Raw genomic sequence first — 13,079 nt, 5'->3', positions numbered from 1 at the left:
CCCGGTGCACAGGGCGCTCCCGTCGCCAGGGCGTCTACCGGTGGGTAGCATGCGGGCATGAGCAGCGCAGAGACCGCCACCGCCGCCACGCCGGACGCCCGCACCGAGCGCCGCGCCAAGCGCATCGCCAAGCACCTGACCAGCTTCGCCCAGCAGCACGGCGGCAACGCCGACGCGGTCGTCGAGTACGTCGGCGCCGTGGCCACCCGGATCGTCGTGGTCGGCGCGGACGGCGCCTGGGGCGACCAGGTCGCCCCCACGTACGCCGTCGGCCGCCGGGCCGCGGAGCTGGCCGGGCTCACCCTGCACGAGAACTTCGAGGGCGAGCTGGGGCTCAAGGTGAAGAGCGGGCCGTACGAGTGGAAGCGGATGGCCGGCATCCAGCTCGGCGGCTGAGTCTTCGAGTGCGGTGATGGCCCGGCTTCCCGTGTGGGGAGCCGGGCCGTCGTCTTCAGCGTGATCTGGCGAGGCACCCCAGGCGTTTGCGCCCGGAAGGAATCGCTTCCCGAGTCCCGGTGGCGCCCCTAGCGACCGGAGCCACGACGGTCGGCAGTTGTTGTGACATGGCGAGGGCCCCCATCCTGCTCGGATGGGGGCCTTCGATGACGCTCAGACTGCGGCAGCCTGCGGGGTTTGGGTGGGGAGTGGGTCGGTGATCTCCTCGGCCTCGCGTACGCGGAGGGCGAGAGGGATGCGGAGGGCGGCGATCCAGGTGAGGCTGGCGCCGAGCATGTGGAGGCCGACCATGAGCTCGGGGGCGTCGGTGAAGTACTGGATGAAGCCGAGGACGCCCTGGAGGAGGAGGACGGCCAGCAGTTCCTTGGTGCGGGCCTTGGCTGCGACCGGAGCCTTGATGGCGGCGAAGACGAAGATCATCGCGACGGTCAGGCCGACCGAGATGAAGGCGAAGTCGGCGTGGAACTGCGCGAGGCGGTCGTAGTCGATCGGGATGCGCGGGACGATCTTGTTGTCCTGTGGGGTGCCCGGGTGGTGGCCGGCGCCGGTGACCAGGGTGCCGGCGGCGACCAGCAGGCCGACGACCGTGACCAGCACGTACGACAGCTGGTGGATGGGGCGGGCGACCGACAGCTTCGTCGGGCCGTCGCCCTCCTTCGACCGCTCCCACATCAGGAGGGCGACCCAGACGAGCGCCATCGCGGCGATCATGTGCAGCGCCACGGTGTACGGGTTGAGGCCCGTGAGGACCGTGATGCCGCCGAGGACGGCGTTGCTCATCACCAGCCAGAACTGGGCCCAGCCGAGCTTGGTCAGGCTGCGCCGCCACGGGCGGTGGCAGCGGGCGGCCAGGATCGCCCAGCCGACCGCGGCGCTCAGCACGTAGGTGAGCATCCGGTTGGTGAACTCGACGATGCCGTGGAAGCCCATCTCGGCCGTGGGCGTCAGGCTCTCGGCGGTGCAGCGGGGCCAGGTCGTACAGCCGAGGCCGGAGGCGGTGAGGCGGACGGCGCCGCCGGTGACGACGATCACCACGCTCATCACCAGCGCGGCGAACGTGGCGCGCCGGACCATCGCGGCGGTGGGCTGCCAGCGCTCGGCGAGCAGGGAGAAGGGGTTCAGCACGGGCTCCATCGTAGGTGGCTTTACGGGTGATCTTGGGGCGGGGCCGAGCCCGCCGCGCCCCGGGAGCAAAGCGGACTGTTCGGGCAAGGCGGTCAATGGTCTTGACCATTCACCCGTTCGGCCGAAAGAGTGCGGATTGGTCCATACCTTTTTCGGGCCTCTCCCACTCCTCCCGCACGCAAGCGGAGATCCTGCACATGCGCATATCCACTTCCGCCGCCGCGCTCGCGGTCGGCGGCTCGCTCGTACTCGCCGGGCTCGCCGGACTCGCCACGCCGGCTGCCCAGGCTGTCGGCATCGACGGGCAGTGCCGCAGCCTCGGGGTCGCCAACCTCTACGGCGAGTTCATCGAGGGCGACGACACCCACACCCCCGACGCCGAGGGTGCCGTCGCGGTCGGCGGCAACGCCGACTTCACCGGGGGCTTCTCGGTCGGCCAGGAGCTGACCGCCGGCGAGGTCGACGCCCTGCCCGGCAAGAACGCGCTGGTCGTGGCCGGCAAGATCACCGGCCAGAACACCCAGGTGATGAAGGGCAACGGCGTCTACGGCTCCAAGGCCGACGGCGCGGTGATCGAAGCGCACCAGGGCAAGATCGCCCAGGGCGCCTCGCCGATCGACTTCAAGGCCGAGTTCGCCAGGCTGCGTGCCGCCGCCACCTCGCTGGCCGCCGTGCCGCAGACCGTTGGGGCCACCGTCCAGGCGGACGGCGCCAAGCTGACCTTCACCGGCGGGGACGCCGAGTACAACAGCTTCACCGTCGACGCCGCGAAGCTCCAGGGCGCCAAGGACGTCTTCGTCAAGGTGCCGGCCGGCTCGGTCACCGTCATCAACGTGACCGGTGGCTCGTACGACATGGCGGCGGCCGGGACCACGGGCTTCCACCTGTGGGACGCCCCCAAGGAGAACTGGGTCCTGGACGACAAGAACCAGAGCGCGGCGGGCGGCGCGATCCGGGCCAAGCTGCTCTGGAACTTCCCCACCGCGACCAAGGTGGTCAAGAACAGCAAGGCCGCCTGGGCCGGTACCGTCCTCGCGCCCAACGCCGCCTTCGACCTCGGTAGCGGCGGCCCGGTCAACGGCTCGGTGATCGCGGCCTCGCTGACCGGCAAGGGCGGCGCCGAGACCCACCACTACCCGTTCACCGGCTGCCTGCCCGGCACCACGGTGCCGACCACCCCGGCCACGCCGCCGGTCACCCCGCCGGTGACGCCGTCCGGCTCGCCGACCACCCCGGTGACGCCGAGCGCCTCGACCGCTCCGTCCGGCTCCCCGAGCGCTCCGGCGACCGGCAGGCCGACTGCGAGCGGCTCGCCGAGCGCGTCCGCCGCCTCCTCCTCTTCCTCGGCGGCCGCGCCGGGTGCCTCGGCCAGCCCGTCCGCCCAGGCGAACGAGGGCGGCAACCTGGCGCACACCGGCTCCGGCCCGGTGCTGCCGCTGGCGATCGGCGGTGCGGTGGTGCTCGCCGCGGGTGGCGGGATCGTGGTGGCGGCCCGGCGGAAGGCGGCCAAGAGGGCCTGACGGGACGGACCGGTCCGAACGTTCGTCGACTGATCGACAAGGCGCCCCTGGTGATTGAACCCGATCACCCGGGGCGCCGTTGTGTTCCTAAGGTGACGAAGTTCATTCAACTTTGCCGGATCCGCGTTCTGCGAGGTGACGGCTGTGATGGGCTGGTCATGCACATCCGGGAACGGACCGACAGACGAAATCCGGTCGCACGGCGGGGTGTGGCGAGGTGTGGAAGTGCCGGTAGAGTCCCCCGGACATGTCGTAGCGGGCCACCGCGAACCACTCCAACCCGCCTGCTGCGCAAGACCGTTCGGAGGGGAACAGGGTAATGGCGCGACAGCAGCGGCACATTCGGATGGGCACGGCGGCACTCGCCGGAACGGCGGCGGCCGGAATTCTGCTGCCGCTGGCGCTGGCCACCAACGCCTCGGCGCACGTGCCGACCTGGTCGACGACCTGCGACAAGGTCGTGATCGACCTGATCAACTACAGCCCCAAGCCTGACGTGAAGAACACCGTCAGCCTCACCATCGGTGACGAGAAGGTCCTGGACGCCAAGGCGTTCCCGGCGGAGTTCCACGGCACCTTCCCGGTGAAGGACCACGACGCCCCGCTCACCGCGCACCTGGTGGTCAAGACCACCGAGACCCCGGCGGAGAAGGGGTGGAGCATCGACGAGACCAAGACCATCGCGCCGTGCCACACCCCGACGCCGACGCCCACCCCGACCCCCACCAAGACCCCCACGCCCACCCCGACTCCCACCCCGACGCCCACCCCCACCAAGACCCCGACCCCGTCGGCGACGCCCACCCCGAGCAAGTCCCCGACGGCCACCCCCACCCCCGGCCAGGCGACCCCGGCCGCCCCGGCCCCGGCGCCCGCCACCAGCGCCCCGGCGCTCGCCCAGACCGGTAGCAGCGACGCCACCCCGATGATCGCGGCGGCCGGCGGCGGCGTGCTGCTGGTCGGTGGCGCGCTGGTGCTGCTCGCCCGCAAGCGCCGTGGCAGCAGCGAGAGCTGACGTCCGACCGACGGAGAACCGCGACGCCCCCGGCCTCGACAGGCCGGGGGCGTCGCGTTGTCGCTGCCGAGGTCACTCCCAGCGGAAGAACCGGGCGGCCGCGGCCAGGCCGAGGACGGCCCAGCCGGCCAGGACACCGAGGTCCGACCAGGGCACCCCGGCGCCGTACTGGAGCACCGAGCGCAGCCCGTCCGAGAGCGCCGAGATCGGGAGCAGTTCCAGCACCGAGCGCACCGCGTCCGGGAACTTGCTCAGCGGCACGATCACCCCGCCGGCCAGCAGCAGCAGGATGAACACCAGGTTGGCGCCGGCCAGGGTGGCCTCGGCCTTGAGGGTGCCGGCCATCAGCAGGCCGAGCCCGGAGAAGGCGGCGGTGCCCAGGACGAGCAGCGCGGCGACGGCCAGGGCCCCCTGCGGTGTGGCCAGTCCGTGCGGCGACCAGCCCAGGGCCAGGGCGATCACCGACAGCAGCGCGACCTGGAGCACCTCGGTGACCAGCACGCAGCCGGTCTTGGCGGTCAGCAGCGTCCAGCGCGGCAGCGGGCTGGCGCCGAGCCGCTTGAGCACGCCGTAGCGGCGTTCGAAGCCGGTGGCGATGGCCTGCCCGGTGAAGGCGGTGGACATCACGGCCAGCGCGAGCAGGCCGGGCGCCAGGAAGTCGACCCGCTTGCCGGGCCCGTCCACGGCGACCATGTCGACGGCGGAGAACAGCACCAGCAGCACGGTCGGGATGACCACGGTGAGCAGCAGCTGCTCACCGTTGCGCAGCAGCATCTTGGTCTCGAAGGCGGTCTGGGCGAGCAGCATCCGGCCGACGGGGGCGGCACCGGGCTTCGGTGCGTAGTCCACAGGGGTCACGAGCGGAGCTCCCGTCCGGTCAGGTCGAGAAAGACGTCTTCGAGGCTGCGGCGCTGCACGGACAGCCGCTCCGGCAGGATGCCGGAGGCCGCGCACCAGCCGGTGACGGTGGCCAGCAGCCGGCTGGGGTCGACGGCCGCCTCGACGCGGTAGCTGCCGGGGGCGGTCTCGGTGGCGGTGGCGCCCGCGGGCAGCTCCTTGAGCAGCGGGCCGAGGTCGAGTCCGGGCGGGCCGTCGAAGCGCAGGGCGTCCTCGGCGCCGCCGCGGCAGAGCTCCTCGGTGGTGCCGTTCGCGATGACCTTGCCGCGGTCGACGACGGCGACGTGGTCGGCGAGCTGTTCGGCCTCGTCCATGTGGTGGGTGGTGACCACCACGGTGACGCCGTCCCGGCGCAGGTCGCGGACCAGCTCCCAGGTGGCGCGGCGGGCCTGCGGGTCGAGGCCGGCGGTGGGCTCGTCCAGGAAGACCAGTTCGGGGCGGCCGACCACGGCCATCGCCAGGGCGAGCCGCTGCTGCTGGCCGCCGGAGAGCCGGCGGTAGGTGGTGCGGCCGCAGGAGCCGAGGCCGAGGCGTTCGACCAGGGCGTCCACGTCCAGCGGGTGGGCGTGCAGCTTGGCGGTGTGCCGCAGCATCTCGACGGCGCGCGCGCCCGCGTACACGCCCCCGGACTGGAGCATGACGCCGATCCGGGGCCGCAGGGCGGCGCTCTGGGCGACCGGGTCGAGGCCGAGGACGCGGACGGTGCCGGCGTCGGGGCGGCGGTAGCCCTCGCAGGTCTCGATGGTGGTGGTCTTGCCGGCGCCGTTGGGGCCGAGGACGGCGGTGATCGCGCCGCGTGCGATGGTGAGGTCGAGGCCGTCCACCGCGGCTTTGTCGCCGTAGCGCTTGACCAGCCCGGCGACCTGGACCGCGGGTTCGGAATGCATACCGGCGAGTCTAAGAGGGCCGAACGGGCAGGCCGGACACCGGCCTTGGTGATCGTTTTCGCAGGCCAGGTAAGGCTTACCTGCGTGACAGATGCCACGGGTGAGGCCTGGATCACGGCTTGTCCTCCCGGAAGTAATTACGCAACACTGGTGTTGTGAAAAACATGCGCGAGCACACCACGCACCCGGAGGCCGAGTCGGCCCCCGACTGCGACGTGCCCGTGACGGCGGCCGAGGTGCTGCTGGAAGGCCACCGGGCCACCCGCGACCGGGTCGCCCGGTCGATCCTGGACCACGGCCCCTCCTCCGCCGCCGACCTGGCGAACCGGCTCGGCCTCACCGCCGCCGCCGTCCGCCGTCACCTGGACGGACTAGCCGCCGCGGGCCTGGTCGAGTCCCGCGAGCAGCGGGTCTACGGCAGCCGCGGCCGCGGCCGCCCGGCCAAGGTGTTCGCCCTCACCGACGGCGGACGGGACGCCTTCTACCAGGCGTACGACCAGCTCGCCGCCGACGCGCTGCGCTGGATCTCGGACGCGGTGGGCGGCGGCAAGGCGGGCGAGGAGGCGGTGGCCGCCTTCGCCCGTGCCCGGTTCGGCAAGCAGGGCGAGAAGTACCGGGAGACCCTGCGGCAGGCCGGGGCCCTGGAGCGCCCGGAGGCCCTCGCCCAGGCGCTGAGCGCGGACGGGTACGCTGCGACGGTGCGGCGTGTCCCGTCGGCCGTGGCCAAGGCCCCGGCGGGCGCCCAGCTCTGCCAGCACCACTGCCCGGTCGCGCACATCGCCGAGCAGTTCCCGCAGCTCTGCGAGGCGGAGACCGAGGTCTTCTCCCAGCTCCTGGGCACCCATGTGCAACGGCTGGCCACCATCGCCCACGGCGACGGGGTCTGCACCACCTATGTGCCGGCACCCGGTGCCGCATCGTCGCCTGTCCAGCCTCCGGCGGGTCGTGGTTCCGGTGCGGTGCCGACTGCCAGTACATCCACCGAAAACTCTGCGTCCACCGAAGATTCAGCGTCCGCGCGTTAGGAAGCTCGCATGACTGACACCGTTTCGCACCCCGAGCTCGAAGGCCTGGGCAATTACGAGTACGGCTGGGCCGACCCGGACACCGCCGGTGCCGCGGCCAAGCGTGGGCTCAGCGAGGAGGTCGTCCGCGACATCTCGGCGAAGAAGAACGAGTCCGAGTGGATGCTGAACCTGCGGCTCAAGGGCCTGAAGCTGTTCGGCAAGAAGCCCATGCCGACCTGGGGCTCCGACCTCACCGGCATCGACTTCGACAACATCAAGTACTTCGTCCGCTCCACCGAGAAGCAGGCCGAGTCCTGGGAGGACCTGCCCGCGGACATCAAGGCCACCTACGACAAGCTGGGCATCCCGGAGGCGGAGAAGCAGCGCCTGGTCGCCGGTGTCGCCGCCCAGTACGAGTCCGAGGTCGTCTACCACCAGATCCGCGAGGACCTGGAGGAGCAGGGCGTCATCTTCCTGGACACCGACACCGCGCTGCGCGAGCACCCGGAGATCTTCAAGGAGTACTTCGGCACCGTCATCCCGGCCGGCGACAACAAGTTCGCCGCGCTGAACACGGCGGTGTGGTCGGGCGGCTCGTTCATCTACGTGCCGAAGGGCGTGCACGTCGACATCCCGCTCCAGGCCTACTTCCGGATCAACACCGAGAACATGGGCCAGTTCGAGCGGACGCTGATCATCGTCGACGAGGACGCCTACGTCCACTACGTCGAGGGCTGCACCGCGCCGATCTACTCCTCCGACTCGCTGCACTCGGCGGTCGTGGAGATCATCGTCAAGAAGGGCGGCCGCTGCCGCTACACGACCATCCAGAACTGGTCGAACAACGTCTACAACCTGGTCACCAAGCGCGCCGTGGCGTACGAGGGCGCGACCATGGAGTGGGTCGACGGCAACATCGGCTCCAAGGTCACCATGAAGTACCCGGCCGTCTACCTGATGGGCGAGCACGCCAAGGGCGAGACCCTGTCGATCGCCTTCGCGGGCGAGGGCCAGCACCAGGACGCCGGCGCCAAGATGGTCCACATGGCGCCGAACACCTCCTCCAACATCGTCTCCAAGTCGGTGGCGCGAGGCGGCGGCCGCACCTCCTACCGCGGTCTGATCGAGATCGGCGAGGGCTCCAAGGGCGCCAAGTCCAACGTGCTCTGCGACGCCCTGCTGGTCGACACCATCTCCCGCTCGGACACCTACCCGTACGTGGACGTCCGCGAGGACGACGTGTCCATGGGCCACGAGGCGACGGTCTCCAAGGTCAGCGAGGACCAGCTCTTCTACCTGATGAGCCGGGGCATGACCGAGTTCGAGGCGATGGCGATGATCGTCCGCGGCTTCGTCGAGCCGATCGCGCGCGAGCTGCCGATGGAGTACGCGCTGGAGCTGAACCGGCTGATCGAGCTGCAGATGGAGGGCTCCGTCGGCTGACGACCGGCCGTCACCGCCGTCCATCCGGAATTTCTGAGGAAGAGAGCACAACGAACAGCCATGGCTGACGTTCAGAACACCACCGGCTCCACCACCGCCGGTTCGATCGAGGTCGGCACCGCCGGCGCCGGCGCGCAGCTCGCCGGCCCCGGCACCGGCCGTACCACCGTCCAGCAGCCGATCGACGCCCGCGTCGCGGTCAAGCCGTCCTTCGACGTGAACGACTTCCCGGTGCCCACCGGCCGCGAGGAGGACTGGCGCTTCACTCCGATGCACCGCCTCGGCGGCCTGCACGACGGCTCGGCCGTCGGTGCCGCGAAGGGCGAGGACAAGGTCGAGCTGGGCCTGCCGGACGGCGTCACCGCCGAGACCGTCGGCCGCGACGACGCCCGCCTGGGCAAGGCCGGCAAGCCGGTCGACCGGGTCGCCGCGCAGGCCTTCAGCGCCTTCGAGCAGGCGCTCGTGGTCACCGTCCCCAAGGACGCGGTGCTGACCGAGCCGGTGAAGATCGACGTGCACGGCGAGGGCGGCACCCGCTTCGCCCACGTGGTGATCGACGTCAAGCCGTTCGCCGAGGCCGTCGTGGTGATCAACCACACCGGCACCGGCACCCGGGCCGCCAACGTCGAGCTGCTGGTCGGCGACGGTGCCAAGCTCACCTTCGTCTCCGTCCAGGACTGGGAGCGGGACGCCGTCCACACCGCCCAGCACAGCGCGCTGGTCGGCCGGGACGCCTCGTTCAAGTCCGTGGTCGTCACCTTCGGCGGCGACCTGGTCCGCCTGCACCCGCGGGTCAACTACGCGGGCCCCGGCGGCGAGGCCGAGCTGTTCGGCCTGTACTTCGCCGACGCCGGCCAGCACCTGGAGCACCGCCTGGTCATCGACCACGACACGCCGCACTGCCGGTCGAACGTGGCGTACAAGGGCGCGCTGCAGGGCCAGGACGCCCACGCGGTCTGGGTCGGCGACGTGCTGATCCGCGCCGCCGCGCTCGGCACCGACACCTACGAGCTCAACCGGAACCTGGTGCTCACCGACGGCGCCCGGGTCGACTCGATCCCGAACCTGGAGATCGAGACCGGCGAGATCGTCGGCGCCGGCCACGCCTCGGCGACCGGCCGCTTCGACGACGAGCAGCTGTTCTACCTGATGGCCCGCGGCATCCCCGCCGACGAGGCGCGCCGCCTGGTGGTCCGCGGCTTCTTCGCCGAGCTGCTCCAGCAGATCGGCGTGGCCGAGGTCCAGGAGCAGCTCATGGAGAAGATCGACGCCGAGCTGGAAGCGGCGGTCTGATCCCGATGAGCTTCCTCCGTGCCTGCGCGCTGACCGACCTCCAGGAGGACGTCCCCAAGCGCGTGGACCTCAACGGCGTGCCGGTCTCGATCGTCCGCACCGACGAGGGGGTGTTCGCGATCAACGACACCTGCTCGCACGCGAACGTCTCGCTCTCGGAGGGCGAGGTCGAGGACTGCATGATCGAGTGCTGGCTGCACGGTTCCAGCTTCGACCTGCGCACCGGCAAGCCCTCCGGCCTGCCCGCCACCAAGCCGGTCGCTGTCTACCCCGTAAAGATCGAAGGGGACGATGTGCTCGTCTCCGTCAACCAGGAGTCCTGAGTACACATGGCAACCCTTGAAATCCGCGACCTGCACGTCTCCGTCGAGGCCGAGAACGGCCCGCGCGAGATCCTGAAGGGCGTCGACCTGACCGTGAAGCAGGGCGAGACCCACGCCATCATGGGTCCGAACGGCTCCGGCAAGTCCACCCTGGCCTACTCGCTGGCCGGCCACCCCAAGTACACCGTCACCGGCGGCACCGTGCTGCTGGACGGCGAGGACGTCCTGGAGATGTCCGTCGACGAGCGCGCCAAGGCCGGTGTCTTCCTGGCCATGCAGTACCCGGTCGAGGTCCCCGGCGTCTCGGTCTCCAACTTCCTGCGCACCGCCGCCACCGCCGTCCGCGGCGAGGCCCCCAAGCTGCGGCTGTGGGTCAAGGAGGTCAAGGAGGCGATGGCCGCCCTGCAGATGGACCCGGCGTTCGCCGAGCGCAACGTCAACGAGGGCTTCTCCGGCGGTGAGAAGAAGCGCCACGAGATCCTCCAGCTGGAGCTGCTCAAGCCGAAGATCGCGATCCTCGACGAGACCGACTCCGGCCTGGACGTCGACGCGCTGCGGATCGTCTCCGAGGGCATCAACCGGGTCCGCTCCACCGGCGAGGTCGGCACCCTGCTGGTGACCCACTACACCCGCATCCTGCGGTACATCAAGCCCGACTACGTCCACGTCTTCGCGGGCGGCCGCATCGTCGAGTCCGGCGGCGCCGAGCTGGCCGACAAGCTGGAGAACGAGGGCTACGAGGCATATGTGAAGGGTGGCGCGTCCGAGTGACCCATACCTTTAGCGGCCTGCTCGACACCGACGCGATCCGCAAGGACTTCCCGGTCCTGCAGCGGCTGCTGCACGAGGACAAGCCGCTGGTCTACCTGGACAACGCGGCCACCTCGCAGAAGCCGCGCCAGGTGCTCGAAGCACTGAACGGCTACTACGAGCGGCACAACGCCAACGTCCACCGCGGCGTGCACGTGCTCGCCGAGGAGGCCACGGCGATGTACGAGGGCGCCCGCGACAAGGTCGCGGCCTTCGTCAACGCGCCGAGCCGGAACGAGGTGATCTTCACCAAGAACGCCTCCGAGTCGCTCAACCTCGTTGCCAACATGCTCGGTTGGGCCGACGAGCCGTACAAGGTCGACGCCGACTCCGAGATCGTGATCACGGAGATGGAGCACCACTCCAACATCGTCCCGTGGCAGCTGCTCTCGCAGCGCACCGGTGCGAAGCTCAAGTGGTTCGGGCTGACCGACGAGGGCCGGCTCGACCTGTCGGACATCGACGAGCTGATCACCGAGAAGACCAAGGTGGTCTCCTTCACCCTGGTCTCCAACCTGCTGGGCACGGTCAACCCGGTCGAGACGATCGTCCGCAAGGCCCAGTCGGTCGGCGCGCTGGTCGTCATCGACGCCTCGCAGGCCGCGCCGCACATGGTGCTGGACGTGCAGGCGCTGGAGGCCGACTTCGTCGCCTTCACCGGCCACAAGATGCTGGCCCCGACCGGCATCGGCGTGCTCTGGGGCCGTCAGGAGCTGCTGGAGGACCTCCCGCCGTTCCTCGGCGGCGGCGAGATGATCGAGACCGTCACCATGGGCTCGTCCACCTACGCCCCGGCGCCGCACAAGTTCGAGGCCGGCACCCCGCCGATCGCCCAGGCGGTCGGGCTCGGCGCGGCCATCGACTACCTGTCGGCGATCGGCATGGACAAGATCGCCGCCCACGAGCACGCGATCACCGAGTACGCGGTGGAGCGCCTGCTGGAGGTCCCCGACCTGCGGATCATCGGCCCGCGCACGGCCGTCGACCGCGGTGCCGCGATCTCCTTCACGCTCGGCGACATCCACCCGCACGACGTGGGCCAGGTGCTGGACGAGCAGGGCATCGCCGTGCGCGTCGGACACCACTGCGCGCGGCCGGTCTGCCTGCGGTACGGAATTCCGGCGACCACGCGGGCGTCGTTCTACCTGTACTCGACGCCGGGCGAGGTCGACGCGCTGATCGACGGCCTGCACCACGTCCGGAACTTCTTCGGCTGACGGGACAGGGCAGGACGACCATGAAGCTCGACTCGATGTACCAGGACATCATCCTGGACCACTACCGCAACCCGCACGGCAAGGGGCTGCGGGACGGCGACGCCGAGGTGCACCACGTCAACCCGACGTGCGGCGACGAGATCACCCTGCGGGTGAAGCTCGACGGCGCGACGGTCACCGACGTCTCGTACGAGTCCCAGGGCTGCTCGATCAGCCAGGCCAGCGCCTCGGTGCTGAACGACCTGGTGGTCGGCAAGACCGTCGGCGAGGCACAGGCCGTCCAGGAGGCCTTCCTGGAGCTGATGCAGAGCAAGGGCCAGGGCGAGGGCGACGAGGAGGTGCTGGAGGACGCGGTCGCGTTCGCCGGCGTCTCCAAGTACCCGGCCCGGGTCAAGTGCGCCCTGCTCAGCTGGATGGCCTGGAAGGACGCCACCGCCCAGGCGCTCGCCCAGCACCCCGCCGTGAACGACTGATCCCGCAGAGGAGGAATGACCATGACTGACGAAACCACCTCCGCTGCGGACACCGCCGCCGGGGAGCAGCCGACCGGCCTCATCGTCGGCACCACCGCCGGCACCGTCTCCGTCGAGGACCTGACCGAGGCCCTGATGGACGTCGTCGACCCCGAACTGGGCATCGACGTCGTCAACCTGGGCCTGATCTACGGCATCCACATCGACGAGTCCGACGTGGCCACCATCGACATGACGCTCACCTCGGCGGCCTGCCCGCTGACCGACGTCATCGAGGACCAGGCCAAGACCGCCACCGACGGCCTGGTCCAGGACCTGCGGATCAACTGGGTCTGGATGCCGCCGTGGGGCCCGGACAAGATCACCGACGACGGCCGCGACCAGCTGCGGGCCCTGGGCTTCAACGTCTGAGGTCGCTCGGCGATCGTTGTTCCGCTGCCGCGCAAACCGCAAGGTTTGCGCGGCAGCGGCGTTTCACCCGCGCGTGAGCTGCTTCGGCGGGCAGGTCCACCGCCGTTCCCCACCGTCCACCCCCCACCCGCCTGCCGGCGGGTGCCCGCCCCGGCCCTGCCCGCGCGCCACCCGGTCGGGTGGCGCGCGGCGCTGATGGAAC

Annotated in this window: 14 protein-coding genes; 11 read left to right on the top strand and 3 right to left on the bottom strand. The window is 70.6% G+C overall.

The annotated features are described in order from the left end of the window. Nucleotides 1–57 precede the first annotated feature (57 nt). Complete coding sequence (locus tag ACZ47G_RS19295) at nucleotides 58–396, top strand: hypothetical protein (RefSeq protein WP_465744161.1); 339 nt, start codon at nucleotides 58–60, stop codon at nucleotides 394–396. A gap of 213 nt (nucleotides 397–609) precedes the next feature. Here ACZ47G_RS19295 and ACZ47G_RS19290 read toward each other — a convergent pair whose 3' ends face one another. Beyond that, a complete protein-coding gene (locus tag ACZ47G_RS19290; RefSeq protein ID WP_465744159.1) occupies nucleotides 610–1,590 on the bottom strand; it encodes a COX15/CtaA family protein in 981 nt (326 codons plus the stop codon). Nucleotides 1,591–1,778: 188 nt separating this feature from the next. Here ACZ47G_RS19290 and ACZ47G_RS19285 point away from each other — a divergent pair, with 188 nt between their 5' ends. Together ACZ47G_RS19285 and ACZ47G_RS19280 are read left to right on the top strand one after the other, a co-directional pair. Next, nucleotides 1,779–3,101, top strand: coding sequence for a choice-of-anchor A family protein (locus ACZ47G_RS19285; protein ID WP_465744157.1), 1,323 nt, complete (start codon nucleotides 1,779–1,781; stop codon nucleotides 3,099–3,101). A 319-nt stretch (nucleotides 3,102–3,420) separates the two neighbouring features. Further along, nucleotides 3,421–4,116, top strand: a complete 696-nt coding sequence (locus ACZ47G_RS19280) for an LAETG motif-containing sortase-dependent surface protein (protein WP_465744155.1) — start codon at nucleotides 3,421–3,423, stop codon at nucleotides 4,114–4,116. Between the two features lie 72 nt (nucleotides 4,117–4,188). On the opposite strand, the gene ACZ47G_RS19275 is transcribed toward ACZ47G_RS19280, so the two are convergent. Together ACZ47G_RS19275 and ACZ47G_RS19270 are read right to left on the bottom strand one after the other, a co-directional pair. Continuing rightward, complete coding sequence (locus ACZ47G_RS19275; protein WP_465744410.1) at nucleotides 4,189–4,923, bottom strand: ABC transporter permease; 735 nt, start codon at nucleotides 4,921–4,923, stop codon at nucleotides 4,189–4,191. A 47-nt stretch (nucleotides 4,924–4,970) separates the two neighbouring features. Further along, nucleotides 4,971–5,900 (bottom strand): ABC transporter ATP-binding protein, encoded by a 930-nt coding sequence (locus tag ACZ47G_RS19270; RefSeq protein ID WP_380462297.1) that lies wholly within the window; start codon nucleotides 5,898–5,900, stop codon nucleotides 4,971–4,973. 164 nt (nucleotides 5,901–6,064) lie between these two features. Between ACZ47G_RS19270 and ACZ47G_RS19265 the strand changes: the two genes are divergently transcribed. From ACZ47G_RS19265 to ACZ47G_RS19230, 8 genes are read left to right on the top strand one after another with little or no spacing between them, the layout of a single operon-like run. After that, on the top strand, nucleotides 6,065–6,925 hold the full coding sequence (locus ACZ47G_RS19265) for a helix-turn-helix transcriptional regulator (RefSeq protein WP_465744153.1): 861 nt from the start codon (nucleotides 6,065–6,067) through the stop codon (nucleotides 6,923–6,925). Nucleotides 6,926–6,934: 9 nt separating this feature from the next. Next, nucleotides 6,935–8,350, top strand: a complete 1,416-nt coding sequence (gene sufB, locus ACZ47G_RS19260; RefSeq protein WP_380462299.1) for a Fe-S cluster assembly protein SufB — start codon at nucleotides 6,935–6,937, stop codon at nucleotides 8,348–8,350. A gap of 60 nt (nucleotides 8,351–8,410) precedes the next feature. Next, nucleotides 8,411–9,643, top strand: a complete 1,233-nt coding sequence (gene sufD, locus ACZ47G_RS19255; protein ID WP_380462300.1) for a Fe-S cluster assembly protein SufD — start codon at nucleotides 8,411–8,413, stop codon at nucleotides 9,641–9,643. A 5-nt stretch (nucleotides 9,644–9,648) separates the two neighbouring features. Then, nucleotides 9,649–9,966 carry a bifunctional 3-phenylpropionate/cinnamic acid dioxygenase ferredoxin subunit gene (locus ACZ47G_RS19250; protein ID WP_465744150.1) on the top strand — a complete coding sequence of 106 codons (318 nt, stop codon included), beginning with the start codon at nucleotides 9,649–9,651 and terminating at the stop codon, nucleotides 9,964–9,966. A gap of 6 nt (nucleotides 9,967–9,972) precedes the next feature. Continuing rightward, entirely contained in the window at nucleotides 9,973–10,737 is a 765-nt protein-coding gene (gene sufC, locus ACZ47G_RS19245; protein ID WP_188303623.1) for a Fe-S cluster assembly ATPase SufC, read from the top strand. Beyond that, on the top strand, nucleotides 10,734–11,993 hold the full coding sequence (locus tag ACZ47G_RS19240) for a cysteine desulfurase (RefSeq protein WP_465744148.1): 1,260 nt from the start codon (nucleotides 10,734–10,736) through the stop codon (nucleotides 11,991–11,993). Before sufC ends, ACZ47G_RS19240 begins: the two co-directional genes overlap by 4 nt. Nucleotides 11,994–12,013: 20 nt before the next feature. Continuing rightward, on the top strand, nucleotides 12,014–12,466 hold the full coding sequence (sufU, locus tag ACZ47G_RS19235; protein WP_188303625.1) for a Fe-S cluster assembly sulfur transfer protein SufU: 453 nt from the start codon (nucleotides 12,014–12,016) through the stop codon (nucleotides 12,464–12,466). 21 nt (nucleotides 12,467–12,487) lie between these two features. Further along, nucleotides 12,488–12,877 carry a metal-sulfur cluster assembly factor gene (locus ACZ47G_RS19230; RefSeq protein ID WP_465744146.1) on the top strand — a complete coding sequence of 130 codons (390 nt, stop codon included), beginning with the start codon at nucleotides 12,488–12,490 and terminating at the stop codon, nucleotides 12,875–12,877. Nucleotides 12,878–13,079 lie beyond the last annotated feature (202 nt).

The sequence above is a fragment of the Kitasatospora sp. NPDC030952 genome (genome assembly GCF_055571335.1).
This window is presented reverse-complemented; position numbering and strand designations above follow the sequence as displayed.

Coding starts and splice junctions, on each gene's coding strand:
- ACZ47G_RS19295 (WP_465744161.1), top strand. CDS start 58: ATGAGCAGCGCAGAGACCGCCACCGCCGCCACGCCGGACGCCCGCACC.
- ACZ47G_RS19290 (WP_465744159.1), bottom strand. CDS start 1,590: ATGGAGCCCGTGCTGAACCCCTTCTCCCTGCTCGCCGAGCGCTGGCAG.
- ACZ47G_RS19285 (WP_465744157.1), top strand. CDS start 1,779: ATGCGCATATCCACTTCCGCCGCCGCGCTCGCGGTCGGCGGCTCGCTC.
- ACZ47G_RS19280 (WP_465744155.1), top strand. CDS start 3,421: ATGGCGCGACAGCAGCGGCACATTCGGATGGGCACGGCGGCACTCGCC.
- ACZ47G_RS19275 (WP_465744410.1), bottom strand. CDS start 4,923: ATGCTGCTCGCCCAGACCGCCTTCGAGACCAAGATGCTGCTGCGCAAC.
- ACZ47G_RS19270 (WP_380462297.1), bottom strand. CDS start 5,900: ATGCATTCCGAACCCGCGGTCCAGGTCGCCGGGCTGGTCAAGCGCTAC.
- ACZ47G_RS19265 (WP_465744153.1), top strand. CDS start 6,065: ATGCGCGAGCACACCACGCACCCGGAGGCCGAGTCGGCCCCCGACTGC.
- sufB (WP_380462299.1), top strand. CDS start 6,935: ATGACTGACACCGTTTCGCACCCCGAGCTCGAAGGCCTGGGCAATTAC.
- sufD (WP_380462300.1), top strand. CDS start 8,411: ATGGCTGACGTTCAGAACACCACCGGCTCCACCACCGCCGGTTCGATC.
- ACZ47G_RS19250 (WP_465744150.1), top strand. CDS start 9,649: ATGAGCTTCCTCCGTGCCTGCGCGCTGACCGACCTCCAGGAGGACGTC.
- sufC (WP_188303623.1), top strand. CDS start 9,973: ATGGCAACCCTTGAAATCCGCGACCTGCACGTCTCCGTCGAGGCCGAG.
- sufU (WP_188303625.1), top strand. CDS start 12,014: ATGAAGCTCGACTCGATGTACCAGGACATCATCCTGGACCACTACCGC.
- ACZ47G_RS19230 (WP_465744146.1), top strand. CDS start 12,488: ATGACTGACGAAACCACCTCCGCTGCGGACACCGCCGCCGGGGAGCAG.